We start from the raw sequence: 16,628 nt of genomic DNA, 5'->3' as shown, positions 1-16,628 counted from the left end.
TACTATATCTCACCCTTATCTTTATTTCCTTTAGTATATCCCATTACATAATCTATATTTATATTTTTCAGCGAATTGAAAATACTCTGTTTTACATTTGAGTTTGTCTTCTCTAACTCTGCTAATAGGTTTTTTATCTCTCTTCTTTTTGAGTCCACTTTTCCAGACTCAATTGGACATCCACAACTCATTGCCTTTATCTCATTTCTTTGAGTATATGAGATTATATCCTTCTCTTTAATATAGACAAGAGGTCTAATTACAGCCATTTTTCCACTTGTAGAACTAACCTTAGGTATCATAGTTTTCACTGTTCCTGCATAAAACATATTTATCATAGCTGTCTCTACAACATCATCAAAATGGTGTCCTAAAGCCAATTTATTATATCCTAACTCTTCAACCTTGTTATAAAGTACACCTCTTCTCATCTTAGCACATAGGAAACACGGACTATCTGGATCCTCTCTAAAAGCTACCTCCCACACATTTGCATCAAATATTTCACAAGGAATATCCAGCTCCTCTAGATTTTTTTTAAATTGTTCCATATCCATAGAACCAAATCCTGGATTCATAGAGATAAATGCTACCTCAAAATTCTTACTTCTATCCTTTTTTAACTCTTGAAATAACTTACATAACAGTAGACTATCTTTTCCTCCTGACACACCAACTGCTATCTTATCCCCATCTTCTATCAAATTAAAATCTTTTATTCCCTTTATAAATTTACTCCATATTTTCTTTCTATATGTCGTTCTAATACTTTCTAAAACTAATTCTCCTTTATTGCTCATTTGCCCTCCTAAAAATATAGTAAATACAATACATTATAATATTTTTTACTATTTATGTCTACAATTTTAATTTTATACAATATAAAAATAAGAACACTTCAAATAAAGTGTCCTTACTATTATACTCTATTTATTTAGATGTCCTCTTAAAGTGCTTAAAATCATATCAATAGCCACTTTATTCTCTCCACCTCTAGGAATTATTATATCTGCATAACGTTTGCTTGGCTCACAAAACTCTAAATACATTGGTTTTACTGTTGTAAGATATTGATTCTTTACTGATTCAAAACTTCTTCCTCTCTCGTTCATATCTCTCTCTATTCTTCTCAATATCATCTCATCTGCATCTGTATCAACATATATCTTTACGTCAAATAACTCTCTTATTTCAGGTACTGCAAAAATTAGTATCCCTTCAACTATAATTATCTTTGACGGATTGATCTTTACAACACCATCTTTTCTAGAGTGAGTTGTAAAATCATAAATAGGTCTCTCTATAACTTCACCATTTTTTAAAGCTACTAGATGTTTTCTTAATAAATCAAACTCTATTGAATCAGGATGATCAAAATTTACCTTTGCTTTTTCCTCTAAAGTCATATTTGTTAATTCTCTATAGTATGCATCTTGCTCTACTAAAGCTGCATCATCAGCTTTAAAAGCTTTTACTAAATTGTTTGCAACAGTTGTTTTTCCACTTCCACTTCCTCCTGCTACTCCAATTAAAATACAATCTCTCATATTTTATTTCCTCCCATATCAATATACTGTTTTTTTCTTATTTTTATTATTATATCATATTTTTATATAAAAAATAAATAATTATCTTTATTAAGAAAAAAATAATAATTTAAAACCGAGGTAAAGAAAAAGGGAAAAATCACTGTAATCAGTATTGTCTAAACACTAATTTTAAAAGTAACTTTTTCCCTTTTCTAAAGATTATTTCAATAATCTCAATTTAAATTTTTAATATCTACAATCTCAAATTAGATTTTACTTACATCAAATACATCTAATTTATTCTCATCAATATGGCTATCTTGCATTCTTAAGATTGCATTGATTGTATCTAATGAAGTAAGTACATCTACACCATATTCAATAGCAGCTCTTCTCATTTTAAATCCATCTCTTTGAGCGTCATTTGCTTTTGTAGGTGTATTGATTAATAGATCTACTTGTCTATTTTTTAATACATCATCAATGTTAGGTGAAGCCTCTCCCATTCTATTGATTAAAGTTGATTCAACTCCGTGTTCAGCTAGGAATTTTTGTGTTCCCTTAGTTGCAAATAGAGTAGATCCATGTCTTACTAAGCTCTTAGCTATTGGTAAGAACTCCTCTTTATCTTTATCTCTAATAGTTACTAATATCTTTCTATCTTGAATTAAGTGAACTCTCTTAGCTCCTAATAATCCCTTATAGATTGCCTCATCTACATTATTTCCTACTCCTAGTACCTCTCCTGTTGATCTCATCTCTGGTCCTAATGATACCTCAACACTTGATAATTTTTCAGTAGAGAATACAGGTACTTTTACAGCTACTAAGTTAGGTTTCTTATAGATTCCTGTTCCATAACCTATCTCTTCTAATGACTCACCTAAGATTATTCTTGTTGCTATCTCAATTACAGGAAGTCCAGATATTTTTGATATATATGGAACTGTTCTTGAAGATCTTGGGTTAACTTCTATTACATATAACTCATTTTCATAAGCTATAAATTGAATATTCATCATACCCTTTGTTTCTAAAGCTTGAGAAATCTTTTTAGTTATCTCTAATACTTTTTCCTCTGTTCCCTCATATAGATTTTGTTGAGGATAGATAGTGATTGAGTCCCCTGAGTGAACTCCTGCTCTCTCTAAGTGCTCCATTATTCCTGGAATTAATACATCTTTACCATCACAGATAGCATCTACTTCTAATTCTATTCCATTTAAGTATTTATCAATTAATACTGGGTTTTCTGGGTCTCTTTCAAATGATGACTCTAAGTATTTTACTAAGTTGTACTCATCGTGACAGATCTCCATTCCTTGTCCTCCAAGTACGTAAGAAGGTCTTACTAATACTGGATATTTTATCTCGTTAGCTATCTCGATTCCGTGGTTAATATCCCAAACTGCTCTTCCTTTTGGTCTCTTAATATCTAACTCTTCCATCATTGCTTCAAATTTCTCTCTATCTTCTGCCTCATCTATTTTTTCAGCTGAAGTTCCTAATATCTTTATTCCTCTATCAGATAGAGCATTAGCAAGTTTTATAGCAGTTTGTCCTCCAAATTGAAGTACAACTCCTTCTGGTTTCTCTTTTTCAATTATATTTAAAACATCTTCTAAGATTAATGGCTCAAAGTATAATCTATCAGCTGTATTATAGTCAGTTGATACAGTTTCTGGGTTATTGTTTATGATTATGCTCTCTATTCCCATTTTCTTTAGTGTTTTTATTGAGTGAACTGTACAGTAGTCAAACTCTATTCCTTGTCCAATTCTTATTGGTCCTGAACCGATAACTATTATCTTTCTTTTATTTTCTACTTCTACTTCATCATGCTCATCATAAGTTGAGTATAGGTAAGATGTTTGAGCTTTAAACTCAGCAGCACAAGTATCTACTCTCTTATAAGCTGGTATTATGTGGTGCTCTTCTCTTTTTGTTCTGATGTCATCTTCAGTAACATTCATCAATTCAGCAATTCCTCTATCAGAGAATCCTTTTTTCTTTAATTTTCTTAAATACTCTGGATCTAAATCTTTAAATTTAGTTTTCTTCAAGATCTCCTCTTGTCTTACTAACCACTCGATTTTTTCCATAAAGAACTTATCTATACCAGTGATTTTTTGTAATTTTTCTTTGATATATCCTCTTCTTAACATTTCAGCAACTACGAATATTCTCTCATCATCAGGTCTCACAACTGCTTTCTTTAACTCTTCCATAGTTAATTTCTTAACTGAAGGGTGCTCAAGGTTAAATCTTCCTATCTCTAATGATTTTAATCCTTTTAAGAAAGCTGCCTCAAAGTTATCTCCAATTGACATAACCTCTCCAGTTGCCATCATTTTTGTACCTAATACTTTATTTGCATTTTTGAACTTATCAAATGGCCACTTAGGAATTTTTGCAACTATATAGTCTATAGTTGGCTCTGTGCAAGCATATGATTCCCCTGTTACTTCGTTTATTATCTCATCAAGTGTATATCCTAAAGCAAGTTTTGTTGATACTCTTGCTATTGGATAACCAGTTGCTTTAGAAGCTAGTGCTGATGAACGAGAAACTCTCGGGTTAATCTCAATAATAGCATATTTCATTGATTTTGGGTGTAGAGCAAACTGAACGTTACATCCTCCAATTACTCCTACCTCATCTAATATTTTTAAAGCTGATTTTTTTAACATTACAGCTTCTTTATGAGATAAAGTTTGTGTTGGAGCTACAACTATTGAATCTCCAGTATGGATTCCAACTGGGTCAACGTTTTCCATATTACATATTGTAATACAGTTTCCATTCTTATCTCTCATTACCTCATACTCTATCTCTTTCCAACCTAAGATAGATTTTTCTATTAACACTTGTCCAACTCTTGATAATTTTAGTCCTTTTAATAGTATCTCTTCTAATTCCTTTTGAGTGTAGGCAATTCCTCCACCAGTTCCTCCCATTGTGTAAGCTGGTCTTACTACAACTGGATAACCGATCTGTGCAGCAACTTTAATTCCATCTTCTAAACTCTCTACTATCTCACTCTCAATACAAGGCTCTCCAATTCTCTCCATTGTTTCTCTGAAGATCTCTCTGTCCTCACCTTTTTTTATTGATTCAACAGAAGTTCCTATTACTCTTACTCCATATTTTTCTAATATACCCTTCTCTGTTAATTCAACAGCAAGGTTTAATGCAGTTTGTCCTCCCATTCCAGCAAGAAGTGAATCTGGTCTCTCTTTAGCTATTACTTTCTCTACAAACTCTGCTGTGATTGGTTCTATATATATTCTATCTGCAACAGCTTTATCTGTCATTATTGTTGCAGGGTTAGAGTTTATTAATACAACTTCTATTCCCTCGTTTTTTAATGTTTCACAAGCTTGTGTTCCTGAGTAGTCAAACTCTGCTGCTTGTCCTATGATAATTGGTCCTGAACCTATTACTAATACTTTTTTTATTGATTTATCTAACATCATTTCCTCCTAAAATTTTGTTAAATTCTATACCTTAAATAACCTAAAAATTTATTACACAAGTTTTAAAAAATTTTCGAAAACATCATTTGAATCTCTATATAAATCTGGCATATATTGAACTCCACAGATTTTTAAAGCTTCATTTTTTATTCCTTCGATTGTTTTTACGTTAACTCCTTGATGAGTTACCTCAAATCCTTCAGGAGCCTCACTTACTACATATCCTGTATTTTGAGAAGTGATTATTACCTTTCCAGTCTCTAGATTTTTTACTGGATATCCACCTCTATGACCATATTTTAATTTTTCTACTTTTCCACCAAAGGCAAGTGCTATTACCTGCTCTCCTAATACTTCTCCAAATATTGCTATCTTACCAGCTAATTTTTTTACCTCTTCTATTGTCTCGCTTAAATTCTCTGGATTTCCAGGTCCATTTGAAATTACTAATGCATCTAAGTTTTGAGCTAGTATCTCTTCAGCTTTTGTATTATATGGGAATACTACTACGTTAAATCCCTTCTCTTTCATATAGTTAAGAGTACTATTTTTTACTCCTAAATCAAGAACTCCAACTCTTTTTCCTTCATTAGCTATCTCATAGATCTCTTTTGTACTTACTTCAGCTACTGCTTCCTTAGTTGAAAATCTATCAAATCTCTCTTGGATCTCTTTTTTTGTTAAATCTTCAGCTGTTATTATAGCTTTCATAGCACCATTGTCTCTAATTATTTGAGTAAGGTATCTTGTATCAATTCCTTTAAATCCAGTTACATTATATTGTCTTAAGAAACCATCTAAAGTCATTTCACATCTAAAGTTATTTGGTAGCTTTGCATCTTCCTTTATTATTAAAGCTCTTACTTGAACTTTATTAGATTCCATATCCTCTATGTTTATTCCATAGTTTCCTATCATAGGGTATGTCATCACTACCATTTGTCCGCAATTTGAAGGATCAGTTAAAATCTCTTGGTAACCAGTCATTCCTGTGTTGAATCCTATCTCACCAACTGTTTCTCCTAACTCACCAAAAATTTTCCCTTCAAAACTCATACCATTTTCAAGAATAAGTTTTCCTCTCACTTTGACCTCCTACATTTCTTAACATACTAAAATTTTCCCAAAAAAAATGATATAACATCAAATGTCATATCACTATCTTTAAATAATAATTAATAAATTTTAAAATAAATATATTTTTAAAAGAAAAATCGAAAGAAATATTAAGAAAATAATCATTAAACTTAGAATTTCTAATACTTAATAAGCTCTTCATACTACTCCCTCCAATTTGTACCTTTTTTTTTACTAAAAGTAATTATATCTACTTTTTTAATTTCTGTCAACACTTTTTTTATTTATTTTTATTTTTAATATTTTTTTCTTTCCTCTTGACTATTCTCTGTTTATGTGTTAATAAAATAACGGGGAGGTTGAATACTCATGGATTATATTATAATAACTAACAATAGCAAAGTATATAACATTTATAAAGAGAGCAATGAAGTGCTTTTTTTTCAAAAAAAAGATCTATTAGAGTTACTTGAAATAATTAGAGATAAGATTTATGAAGGTCATATTTTACTCTCAGATCCTATACTTAGTAATCTTAACAACTTTGACAATCCTTATAAATCAATTGCTATTTCAAAGGATAATTTTTTAGGAGATCTTTTTATTAAAGATGATTCACAGCAAAAATTTATAGATACCTCTATAAATATTGCTAAAAAATTGCCATTTAGAGAGAAAATAAATGAATTAAATGAAGAGAAATTAGAAGAGTACAGATTTATTGATTTAAACTTATTGGTTACATTCATTAAAAAATTTGATAATTTTTAACTGAGGTGAATACATGAAATACTTTGAAAGAGTTTTAGACAGGATGAAATTCAAATTTATACCTGTTATTTCAACAAGGGACAATCTAATATTTGGTTATAAGGTTATGAAAGATTTTTCCACTCTGGGATTCAATGATAAGGAGTATATGTATCAAATGGCTTGTGAAGAGAAGATATTTGACAATTTTGCTCTTAATATGTTTGAAAAAGCTTGTAGGGAGATTCTCGAAAAAAACTTTATAAAAACTTATTTTTTCTACACTATTAGATTTAATCTACTACAAGATTATAAAGATTTCTTTAAAAAGATAGATGAAATCATAAAAGATTTAAATCTTGATCCTGAACTTTTTATATTTGATATAAAAGGTGTAATTGATTGGCATAATTTTCATAAAACTTTTTCTAATAAGTTTAAATATAAAGTTGTGATAAAAGAGGAGCGAAACTTTGCTTTTAACTTCTCTATAATAGAGAGTTCTAAAGCTAAATTTGTAGAACCTCGTACTCTAGAAACACTAATTTTTATGAAAGAAAATGTAGAAATAGAACAACCTCTCATTTTCAATTTTTTCTATAGTCAAGGCTTAGATTCTATATTTTTAAAAAATCTTGGAATTGATTATTACTATGATTCCAATAGTTAATCTACGCGTTTTTTATAAAAAATCTAAAGAATTGTTAATACGGTAAAAGTTTGATCATTCAATCAACCTTAAAATGTATAACAATTCTTTATTTTTTCTAATTTAATTTTATTTTAGATTAGCTACATCTGCTGTATCAATAACTAATGTCACAGGTCCATCATTTAAAAGTTCAACTTTCATATCAGCACCAAAAATTCCACACTCAGTTTTTATTCCAAAACTTCTGCATTTCTCTAAAAACTTTTCATATAAAGGATTAGCTAAATCTGGTTTAGCTGCCTCTGTAAACCCTGGACGACGTCCCTTTATGCAATTTCCATATAGAGTAAATTGAGATATTACTAGTAACTCTCCCTTTATATCCTCTAAACCTAAGTTCATTTTTCCCTCTGCGTCCTCAAAAATTCTCAAGTCTTTTATCTTATTTGCTAACCAATTTACTTCCTTTTCTCCATCAGTATGTGTCACACCTAACAGTACCATTAGCCCTTTTTCTATTTTTCCAACTATCTCTCCATCTACAGTGACAGATGCATATTTTACCCTTTGTATTACTGCTCTCATATTTTTCACCTCAATACATTTTACTTAATATCATAACATTATTTTTCACAAAAGAGAAGATGATTCTAGAAATATTGTGAAAATAGTGATATAATTACATAGAAATATCTTTAAAATTTATAAGGAGAAGAGTTTTATGGCGAGAAAAAAAACATTAACGGAATTTGCAAAAGTTATAAATTCAGATAGATATCAATATACAGAGAGTGATATTTTTCTAATGGAGCACATGGAGGAAAAAATAGCTATTTTTGATGTTTTTTTCAGAAAAACTGAAGATGGTGGTTTTGCTGTAATAGCAGGGATTCAAGAAGTTATCAACCTAATCGAGATTCTAAATAACACATCTACTGAGGAGAAGAGAATGTATTTTTCTGAGATAATTGAAGAGCAACACTTAGTAGATTATCTTTCTAATATGAAATTTACTGGTGATATTTATGCTATGAGAGATGGAGAGATAGCTTATCCTAATGAGCCTGTATTAACAATAAAAGCTCCTCTAATTCAGGCAAAAATCTTAGAAACTCCTATACTTAATATTCTTAATATGCAGATGGCTATTGCTACTAAGGCATCTAGAGTCACTAGAGCTGCCTATCCAGTTCCGGTTTCATCTTTTGGAAGTAGAAGAGCTCATGGATTTGACAGTGCTGTTGCTGGAAATAAAGCTGCTGTTATAGGTGGGTGTGTTAACCACTCTAATTTGGTTACTGAGTATAAATATGGTATCCCTAGTATAGGTACTATGGCTCACTCATATGTACAGACTTTCGGTGTTGGAAGTGAAGCTGAGAGAACTGCTTTTGAAACTTTTATAAAACATAGACAAAATAGAGAGAAAAATGCTTTAATCCTCCTAATTGATACTTATAATACTTTAGGAATGGGAATTAAAAATGCAATTGAAGCTTTTAAAAATTGTGGGATAGATGATTCATACAAGGGAATTTATGGAATTAGAATAGATTCTGGAGACTTGGCATATCTTTCTAAAAAGTGTAGAGCAATTCTAGATGAAGCTGGATTTAAGAAAGCTAAAATTGTACTAACTAACTCACTGAACGAGGAGTTAATAAGATCTCTTAGAGAGCAGGGTGTTTGTGCTGATATCTATGGTGTTGGTGATGAAATTGCTGTAAGTAAGTCTAATCCTTGTTTTGGTGGAGTATATAAAATTGTTCAGATTGATAATAATCCTGTTATTAAACTTTCTGAAGATGTTGTTAAAATTTCCAATCCTGGATTTAAAGAGGTATATAGAGTCTATGATAATCATGGATTTGCCTATGCTGATCTGATTACTCTTATGAATGGTGACTCTGATAGAGAGCTACTTATTCAAGGAAAAAATCTTACTATTAGAGATGAAAAATATGATTTTAAATTTAGTGACTTAAAAGAGGGAGAGTATACAATTAAAAGACTTACTAATGATTATATAATCAATGGTGAGATTAATACTGCTGAATATGAGAGATTATTTGATATAATGGGTTGTCAAAAATACTATCTAGACAGTCTAAAAAAAGTCTCTCCTGAAAGAAAAAGACTTGAAAATCCACATAAATATAAAGTTGACCTTTCAGCTGATCTACTTGAATTAAAATACAAACTAATAAAAAATATCAAAGCTGAAATTAGATAGACATTATTTTAGAAAGGTGTAATTATGGAGTTTAATAAAATTAAGTATATTGAGAGAAAAACAGGGGAGATTAAGATTGAAAAGGTGCCAGGAGAGAAATATTTAAAGTTTCTATACTACAATCCTTTTGGAGAACTTCCTCTAAACCTTGTGGTAAAAAAGAAATTTCTTACTGATTACTATGGTAAACAGATGGATAAGAAGGAGTCTACTAAAAAGATCCCTAGTTTTATAAAGGAAGCGGATATCAATATTGAAGAAGCTAAAAAAACTATTGATCAATTTACCTCTTTTAATGATTTTTTCTATAGAGAATTAAAAGATGGTGCTAGAAGTATTGACTTTGATGAAAATGTCCTAACTTCACCAGCAGACGGAAAAATCCTTGTATTTGAAAATTTGGAAAAAGAGAAAGAGCTCTTTATAAAAGGGGATAAATTTACTTTGGAGGAGTTCTTTGAAGATAGTGAACTAGCTAAAAAATATGAAGGTGGAGTTTTTCTAATTGTGAGATTAGCTCCTATAGATTATCATAGATTTCATTTTCCTTGTGATGGAAAAATAAGTGCAAGTAAACTTATCAATGGTGATTACTTCTCTGTTTCTACCCATGCAATCAAGAAAAATTTTAGAATTTTTTGTGAAAATAAGAGAGAGTTTTCCATTCTACAAACTAAAAATTTTGGTGATATAGCTATGTTTGAGGTTGGAGCTACTATGGTCGGTGGAATAAAACAGAGCTACACTCCAGATAGTTTTGTAAAAAAAGGAGAAGAGAAGGGATACTTCTATTTTGGTGGCTCTACTTGTATTCTTGTGTTTGAAAAAGATAAGATAAAAATAGATAAAGACCTAATAGAGAATACAAAAAATGGAATTGAAACAAAAGTTTATATGGGAGAAAAAATAGGAGTTGCTTTCAATTAATATATGAAAAACAAAAAAAAATACTTTAGAATTGGGGATTTGGTTATATATCTATTTTTTATAGCTTTTTTTTCTATCTTAGGAAGTAGAATCCTCAAACTGGGAGAGGAGAAACCTTCAAAAGTTGAGATCTATGTTGATGGAAATTTAAAATATGTCTACCCTTTACAAAAAGAGGAGAGGGATATTTTTGTTGATACAGTTTTAGGCGGAGTTACTATTAAGTTTAAAGATAACAAAGTTAGATGTACCACATCTAACTCACCTAGAAAAATCAATGTTAAAAGAGGTTGGATAAGTTCACCTGGTGAAGCTATAATTGGTATTCCTGATAAATTATTTATCAAAATTGTGGGGGAAAAAAATAATAGTGATGATCTAGATTATATTATTAAATAGAGGTGAAAAATGTCTAAAGAAAAATCTTTAAAATTCTTAGGAATTGGTATTATTTTAGTAGTTATTCAAAGCTTTTTTCAAGAACATGAAGCTTTTATAGCTATATATAGTAAGTATGTTGGGTATTTAACCCCGCTTATCTACGCTTTTTTTATAACTATATTTTTAGATCCTGTAGTTTCTTTAATAGAAGAAAAATTCAATATGAAGAGGATTTTAGCTGTAATATCTACAATTATCTTAGTTGGTTTCATCATTTTTATTGGAATAGCCATAATCGTTCCTCAAGTTGGTAAAAGTTTGAGAGAGCTATATGATAAACTTCCTGTGATGCAGGAGCAAATCGAAAAATATGCAACTTTAGGAATTGATTTTCTAAAAGAAAAAAATATTCTAACTATTGGTGATGCCGAGATCAGAGAGAGTATCAATAGTTTCATAAGAGATAATATGACATCTATACAGGATTTTGGACTATCTGCTTTCTGGAATATTGTTTGGTGGGGGGTTGCCCTTACAAAATTTTTTATTGGATTCTTTCTAGCCTTCCTAATTTTAATTGATAAAGAGTATTTTATTGGTTTTTTGAGAAATATTTTTTCAATTATTTTTGGAGCAGAAAAAAGTTCAGCTACTATTAACTTTTTAGAAAAATCTAGGAAAATTCTAATGAGCTATATCTGGGGTAGAATTATTGTTTCTACTGCAGTTGGTTTTATTACCTTTGCTGTAATGTTTGTGACAAAAACACCATATGCTGTAATCAGTGGTATTATGATTGGGTTAGGAAATATGATCCCATATGTTGGTTCTATTGTAGCTGGAATTATTGCTGTTTTCTTGGTAGCACTTGCCAACCCATACAAGTTAATCTTCTTAGCCTTAGCAATTACAATTGCACAGCTTGTAGATGGTTGGATAATTGGTCCTAAAATTGTCAGTGAAACAGTTGGTATGAGAACATTTTGGATTGTGCTTTCTGTATTGATTGGTGGTAGCCTTTTTGGTCCAGTGGGTATGTTCTTTGGGGTCCCTATATTTGGAATGTTAAAATTAATTTACTTAAAACTTTTAAGAAAAGAGGAGAAACAAATAGATGAATGATAAGATAACTTTAATTGCCTCTACTACTATGGGAGTAGAGAGTGTTGTAAGAGATGAGTGTATAGCTCTAGGCTTTGATAATGTTAAAGCTTTTAACGGAAGAGTTGAGTTTGATGGGACTATAAGTGACATTATCAAAGCTAATCTTCACTTAAGATGTGCTGATAGAGTATTTATTAAGATGGGGGAGTTTAAAGCTGTCACTTTTGAGGAACTTTTTACTAATATAAAAAGATTACCTTGGGGAGATATTATTGAAGAGAATGGAGAATTCCCTGTAAGTTGGGTAAGTTCTGTTAAATCTAAGCTTTTTTCTAAATCTGATATACAGAAAATAACTAAAAAAGCTATTGTAGAAAAATTAAAAGAGAAGTATGGAAAAAGTTATTTCTATGAAGATGGAGCTAAATTTGCTATAAAAATTCAAGCTCATAATGATATATTTCTTGTGATGATTGACACCAGTGGAGATCCTTTACATAAAAGAGGTTATAGAGCTATTAAAAATGAAGCTCCTATAAAAGAGACTATGGCTGCTGCTCTTGTTCTACTATCAAGATGGAAAGGTGGAGAACTACCTCTAGTAGATCCAATGTGTGGTACAGGAACTTTACTTATTGAAGCTGCTATGATAGCTAGGAATATAGCCCCAGGTGCTAATAGAAATTTTGCTTGTGAAGATTGGAAACTTATCCCTGAAGATCAATGGATAGATGCAAGAGATGAAGCATTTTCTATGGAAGATTATGATAAAGAGGTAAAAATCTATGGTTCTGATATTGATCCAGATACTGTTGAAATTGCAAGAAAAAATATGCAAAAAGCTGGAGTTGAAGATGATATAGTTCTTGAGTGTCAAAACTTTTTGGATATGGAAAGAGATGAAGAGTATGGAGCACTTATTACAAATCCACCATATGGAGATAGACTTTTAGATGAGGAAGCTGTTGAAAGATTGTATGGCTTACTTGGAGATATTTGTAGAATGAGAATACCAAAATGGTCTTACTATATTATCACATCTCACAAAGGTTTTGAGAAAGCTTTTGGTAAAAAATCTACAAAAAATAGAAAATTATATAATGGTGGTATAGAGTGTCACTACTATCAATATTATGGAGAGAGAAATGGAAAGAAAAGAGTATAATGAGATTCTAAAATTTTCTATTGAGGTTATACTTCAAATTTTTATAAAAATTAACAGAAGATTAGATGAATTAAATAATAACGGAGAAATCTCAGCTATTGAGATTTTAGAAAATGAAGTTATTCCAAAATATGAGAAACTTTTAAAGGGATTAAAAGCTGAAATTATTGAGGATGATCAAGAAAAATCAATAGATAGTGAAAAAATCGAAAATATAAAAAAATATATTTTTGATATTATGAAAGAGAACAATCTAACTAAGGAATTTATAGATTCACAAATAAAAATTAGAGAAGAACTAAAAGATAATTCAGGTGCTGAAGTTGTAAAAAAACTTTTTGAATATGAAAAGAAACAGCTGGAAAATACTAAGTACAATCTTCTGGATAAGGTTAATTCAGTATTAGATCGTGAAGATAAACTTGCTATGGATCTTAAAAATGCTATACAGGAAGAGGAGCAAATCGAATGTATTTACAGATTGCAGCCTGTTCGTGAAGAGTATAGAGCCTTGGAAGAAAAGATACTAAGAGTTCAAAAAAATATAGATAATATCAATAAAAAGCTGGATTCTCAATGGGCCTATGAGATATATGGTACTATTTCTAAAGATGATATGCTAAACACATATAATCAAACTATGAAAAATTAAAAAAATATGTTAGAATATGGAGGAACTATGAAATTTTTAAAAATAGTTATTCTTCTGCTAATAATAGCTGGAGGATTTTATTATCAAGCTCATAAAAAAGCTGGTAAACCGTTGAATATTAAGGAGGGAAATCACGTGGAAAATATAGTATTAAATGCTAAAATAAAAACTACTAAGGGAGATATCAATTTAAAATTATTCCCAGAAGTTGCACCAATGACAGTTACAAACTTTGTACACCTATCTAAAAGAGGTTATTATGATGGATTAAAATTCCATAGAGTAATTGCTGATTTCATGATTCAAGGTGGAGATCCTACTGGTACAGGTGCTGGTGGACCTGGTTACCAATTTGGTGATGAATTTAAAGAGGGAGTAGTATTTGATAGAAAAGGATTATTAGCTATGGCTAATGCTGGACCTAATACAAATGGTTCTCAATTCTTTATAACTCATGTACCTACTGATTGGTTAAACTATAAACACACAATATTTGGTGAGGTTGTTTCTGAAGATGACCAAAAAATAGTTGATAATGTTGCTCAAGGAGATATTATAGAAACTATTGAGATCAGTGGAGATGTAGATGCTTTCTTAGCAGCTCAAGCTGAACTTGTAAAAAACATAGATGATATATTAGTTCAAACTATGCCTAACTTAAAAAAATAGTGTATTTTTAAGTTAAAATTAAATAGCTAATCTATTAAAAGGAAAAAGTTACTTCTAGTGGCTGATGCTTATTAGAATAATCTTTTTCCTTTTTTCATCTCTAAGTAAAAAAATATTGTATTTTTTTGTATTATCTTTTATAATATTATGTGAATAAATAGATTTAGATTAGGAGGTAATAATGTTACAAAAACATAAAAGAAACTTCTCTATCATTGCACATATAGATCATGGAAAGTCAACTATTGCAGATAGACTACTTGAATATACTGGTGCTGTTTCTAAAAGAGAGATGAAAGAGCAACTTCTTGACTCTATGGATTTGGAGAGAGAGAAGGGAATAACTATAAAAGCTCAAGCAGTAACTCTATACTACAAAGCAAAAGATGGAATAGAGTATGAGTTAAACTTAATTGATACTCCAGGACACGTGGACTTTATCTATGAGGTTTCAAGATCTCTATCAGCTTGTGAAGGAGCTCTACTTGTTGTAGATGCTGCTCAAGGAGTAGAGGCACAAACTCTTGCCAATGTGTATTTAGCAATTGAAAATAACCTTGAGATTGTTCCTGTTATCAATAAAATAGATCTTCCTGCTGCTGATCCAGATAAGGTAAAGTTAGAGATAGAAGATGTAATCGGTCTACCTGCTGATGATGCTGTTATGTGTTCAGGTAAAACTGGAATTGGTATTGAAGAGCTATTAGAAGCAATAGTTCAAAGAGTTCCTGCTCCTGAGTATGATGAGGAAGCTCCTCTAAAAGCTTTAATATTCGACTCTAAATTTGACGATTATAGAGGGGTAATTACATATGTTAAAGTTTTAGATGGTTGTATTAAAAAAGGAGATAAAATTAGAATTTGGTCAACTGAAAAAGATTTTGATGTCTTAGAAGTTGGAGTATTCTCTCCTACTATGAAACCTCAAAACGAACTTACTTCTGGTTCAGTTGGTTATATAATCACAGGAGTTAAAACTATTCATGATACTAGAGTTGGAGATACTATCACACATACTAATAGACCTTGTATCTTCCCATTAGAAGGATTTAAACCTGCTCAATCAATGGTATTTGCTGGAGTTTATCCACTATTTACTGATGATTATGAAGATTTGAGAGAAGCTTTAGAAAAATTACAACTTAATGATGCTTCACTTACATTTGTTCCTGAAACTTCAATAGCTCTAGGATTTGGATTCAGATGTGGATTCTTAGGATTATTACATATGGAAATTATTGTTGAAAGACTTAGAAGAGAGTACAATATAGATCTTATCTCTACTACACCTTCAGTTGAATATAGAGTAAATATGGAAAATCAAGAGGTCTTAGTTATTGATAACCCTTGTGAATTCCCAGATGGTGGAAGAGGTAGAATGTCTGTTGAAGAGCCATTTATAAGAGGTAAGGTAATTGTTCCTAAAGATTATGTTGGTAACGTAATGGAACTATGTCAAGAGAAGAGAGGTATATTTATCGGTATGGATTTCATTGATGAAAATAGATCAATGTTAACTTATGAACTTCCTCTTGCTGAGATCGTTATAGATTTCTATGATAAACTTAAGTCAAGAACTAAGGGTTATGCTTCATTCGAATATGAGTTGGTTGGATATAAAGAATCTGATCTTGTAAAAGTTGATATACTTGTTTCTGGTAAACCTGTAGATGCCTTCTCATTTATAGCTCACAAAGATGGTGCTTATAGTAGAGGTAGAGCAATATGTGAAAAGTTAAAAGAGGTTATTCCTAGACAACAATTTGAAATCCCTATCCAAGCTGCTCTAGGAGCAAAGGTTATAGCTAGAGAAACTATAAAAGCTTATAGAAAGAACGTTATAGCTAAATGTTATGGTGGAGATATTACAAGAAAGAAAAAACTTCTTGAAAAACAAAAAGAAGGAAAGAAAAGAATGAAGAGCATAGGAAACGTTGAAATTCCTCAAGAGGCTTTCGTTTCTGTATTAAAATTAAATGATTAATATTTTAGGGACTGTAGATTTACAGTCCC

15 protein-coding genes are annotated in these 16,628 nt (G+C 30.6%); 10 read left to right on the top strand and 5 right to left on the bottom strand.

What is annotated here, in order from left to right; genetic code table 11:
- Positions 1-2: 2 nt before the first annotated feature.
- The 4 genes from QZ286_RS08920 to QZ286_RS08905 form a co-directional block, all read right to left on the bottom strand.
- Complete coding sequence (locus tag QZ286_RS08920) at positions 3-800, bottom strand: ATP-binding protein (RefSeq protein ID WP_291256615.1); 798 nt, start codon at positions 798-800, stop codon at positions 3-5.
- 126 nt (positions 801-926) lie between these two features.
- Positions 927-1,547, bottom strand: coding sequence for a uridine kinase (udk, locus tag QZ286_RS08915; protein WP_291256614.1), 621 nt, complete (start codon positions 1,545-1,547; stop codon positions 927-929).
- A 248-nt stretch (positions 1,548-1,795) separates the two neighbouring features.
- Complete coding sequence (gene carB, locus QZ286_RS08910; RefSeq protein WP_291256613.1) at positions 1,796-5,002, bottom strand: carbamoyl-phosphate synthase large subunit; 3,207 nt, start codon at positions 5,000-5,002, stop codon at positions 1,796-1,798.
- A 54-nt stretch (positions 5,003-5,056) separates the two neighbouring features.
- The gene (locus QZ286_RS08905) at positions 5,057-6,091 is read right to left on the bottom strand and encodes a carbamoyl phosphate synthase small subunit (RefSeq protein WP_291256612.1); all 1,035 of its coding nucleotides are present in this window, start codon (positions 6,089-6,091) and stop codon (positions 5,057-5,059) included.
- 360 nt (positions 6,092-6,451) lie between these two features.
- Here QZ286_RS08905 and QZ286_RS08900 point away from each other — a divergent pair, with 360 nt between their 5' ends.
- Positions 6,452-6,853, top strand: coding sequence for a GrdX family protein (locus QZ286_RS08900; RefSeq protein WP_291256611.1), 402 nt, complete (start codon positions 6,452-6,454; stop codon positions 6,851-6,853).
- 13 nt (positions 6,854-6,866) lie between these two features.
- Positions 6,867-7,502, top strand: coding sequence for a hypothetical protein (locus QZ286_RS08895; RefSeq protein ID WP_291256610.1), 636 nt, complete (start codon positions 6,867-6,869; stop codon positions 7,500-7,502).
- 108 nt (positions 7,503-7,610) lie between these two features.
- Here the strand turns inward: QZ286_RS08895 and dtd are convergent, their stop codons facing one another.
- Positions 7,611-8,069 (bottom strand): D-aminoacyl-tRNA deacylase, encoded by a 459-nt coding sequence (gene dtd, locus QZ286_RS08890; protein ID WP_291256609.1) that lies wholly within the window; start codon positions 8,067-8,069, stop codon positions 7,611-7,613.
- Positions 8,070-8,205: 136 nt separating this feature from the next.
- Here dtd and QZ286_RS08885 point away from each other — a divergent pair, with 136 nt between their 5' ends.
- From QZ286_RS08885 to lepA, 8 genes are all read left to right on the top strand, one after another.
- Positions 8,206-9,717: a nicotinate phosphoribosyltransferase gene (locus QZ286_RS08885; RefSeq protein WP_291256608.1), complete on the top strand. Its 1,512-nt coding sequence runs from the start codon at positions 8,206-8,208 to the stop codon at positions 9,715-9,717.
- A gap of 24 nt (positions 9,718-9,741) precedes the next feature.
- The gene (locus tag QZ286_RS08880; RefSeq protein ID WP_291256607.1) at positions 9,742-10,644 is read left to right on the top strand and encodes a phosphatidylserine decarboxylase; all 903 of its coding nucleotides are present in this window, start codon (positions 9,742-9,744) and stop codon (positions 10,642-10,644) included.
- A gap of 3 nt (positions 10,645-10,647) precedes the next feature.
- A complete protein-coding gene (locus tag QZ286_RS08875; protein WP_291256606.1) occupies positions 10,648-11,043 on the top strand; it encodes a NusG domain II-containing protein in 396 nt (131 codons plus the stop codon).
- 9 nt (positions 11,044-11,052) lie between these two features.
- Positions 11,053-12,147, top strand: a complete 1,095-nt coding sequence (locus QZ286_RS08870) for an AI-2E family transporter (protein WP_291256605.1) — start codon at positions 11,053-11,055, stop codon at positions 12,145-12,147.
- Positions 12,140-13,294, top strand: a complete 1,155-nt coding sequence (locus tag QZ286_RS08865; protein WP_291256604.1) for a class I SAM-dependent RNA methyltransferase — start codon at positions 12,140-12,142, stop codon at positions 13,292-13,294. Before QZ286_RS08870 ends, QZ286_RS08865 begins: the two co-directional genes overlap by 8 nt.
- Complete coding sequence (locus QZ286_RS08860; RefSeq protein ID WP_291256603.1) at positions 13,275-13,946, top strand: hypothetical protein; 672 nt, start codon at positions 13,275-13,277, stop codon at positions 13,944-13,946. Before QZ286_RS08865 ends, QZ286_RS08860 begins: the two co-directional genes overlap by 20 nt.
- Positions 13,947-14,090: 144 nt before the next feature.
- Positions 14,091-14,615, top strand: a complete 525-nt coding sequence (locus tag QZ286_RS08855; RefSeq protein WP_291256639.1) for a peptidylprolyl isomerase — start codon at positions 14,091-14,093, stop codon at positions 14,613-14,615.
- A 181-nt stretch (positions 14,616-14,796) separates the two neighbouring features.
- Positions 14,797-16,599, top strand: coding sequence for a translation elongation factor 4 (gene lepA, locus QZ286_RS08850; RefSeq protein ID WP_291256602.1), 1,803 nt, complete (start codon positions 14,797-14,799; stop codon positions 16,597-16,599).
- The last annotated feature ends 29 nt before the right edge of the window (positions 16,600-16,628 follow it).

Origin of the sequence: Fusobacterium sp., from assembly GCF_019012925.1 — a bacterium.
In the GTDB taxonomy this organism is placed as follows: domain Bacteria; phylum Fusobacteriota; class Fusobacteriia; order Fusobacteriales; family Fusobacteriaceae; genus Fusobacterium_A.
This window is presented reverse-complemented; position numbering and strand designations above follow the sequence as displayed.

Coding starts and splice junctions, on each gene's coding strand:
- QZ286_RS08920 (WP_291256615.1), bottom strand. CDS start 800: ATGAGCAATAAAGGAGAATTAGTTTTAGAAAGTATTAGAACGACATAT.
- udk (WP_291256614.1), bottom strand. CDS start 1,547: ATGAGAGATTGTATTTTAATTGGAGTAGCAGGAGGAAGTGGAAGTGGA.
- carB (WP_291256613.1), bottom strand. CDS start 5,002: ATGTTAGATAAATCAATAAAAAAAGTATTAGTAATAGGTTCAGGACCA.
- QZ286_RS08900 (WP_291256611.1), top strand. CDS start 6,452: ATGGATTATATTATAATAACTAACAATAGCAAAGTATATAACATTTAT.
- QZ286_RS08895 (WP_291256610.1), top strand. CDS start 6,867: ATGAAATACTTTGAAAGAGTTTTAGACAGGATGAAATTCAAATTTATA.
- dtd (WP_291256609.1), bottom strand. CDS start 8,069: ATGAGAGCAGTAATACAAAGGGTAAAATATGCATCTGTCACTGTAGAT.
- QZ286_RS08885 (WP_291256608.1), top strand. CDS start 8,206: ATGGCGAGAAAAAAAACATTAACGGAATTTGCAAAAGTTATAAATTCA.
- QZ286_RS08880 (WP_291256607.1), top strand. CDS start 9,742: ATGGAGTTTAATAAAATTAAGTATATTGAGAGAAAAACAGGGGAGATT.
- QZ286_RS08875 (WP_291256606.1), top strand. CDS start 10,648: ATGAAAAACAAAAAAAAATACTTTAGAATTGGGGATTTGGTTATATAT.
- QZ286_RS08870 (WP_291256605.1), top strand. CDS start 11,053: ATGTCTAAAGAAAAATCTTTAAAATTCTTAGGAATTGGTATTATTTTA.
- QZ286_RS08865 (WP_291256604.1), top strand. CDS start 12,140: ATGAATGATAAGATAACTTTAATTGCCTCTACTACTATGGGAGTAGAG.
- QZ286_RS08860 (WP_291256603.1), top strand. CDS start 13,275: ATGGAAAGAAAAGAGTATAATGAGATTCTAAAATTTTCTATTGAGGTT.
- lepA (WP_291256602.1), top strand. CDS start 14,797: ATGTTACAAAAACATAAAAGAAACTTCTCTATCATTGCACATATAGAT.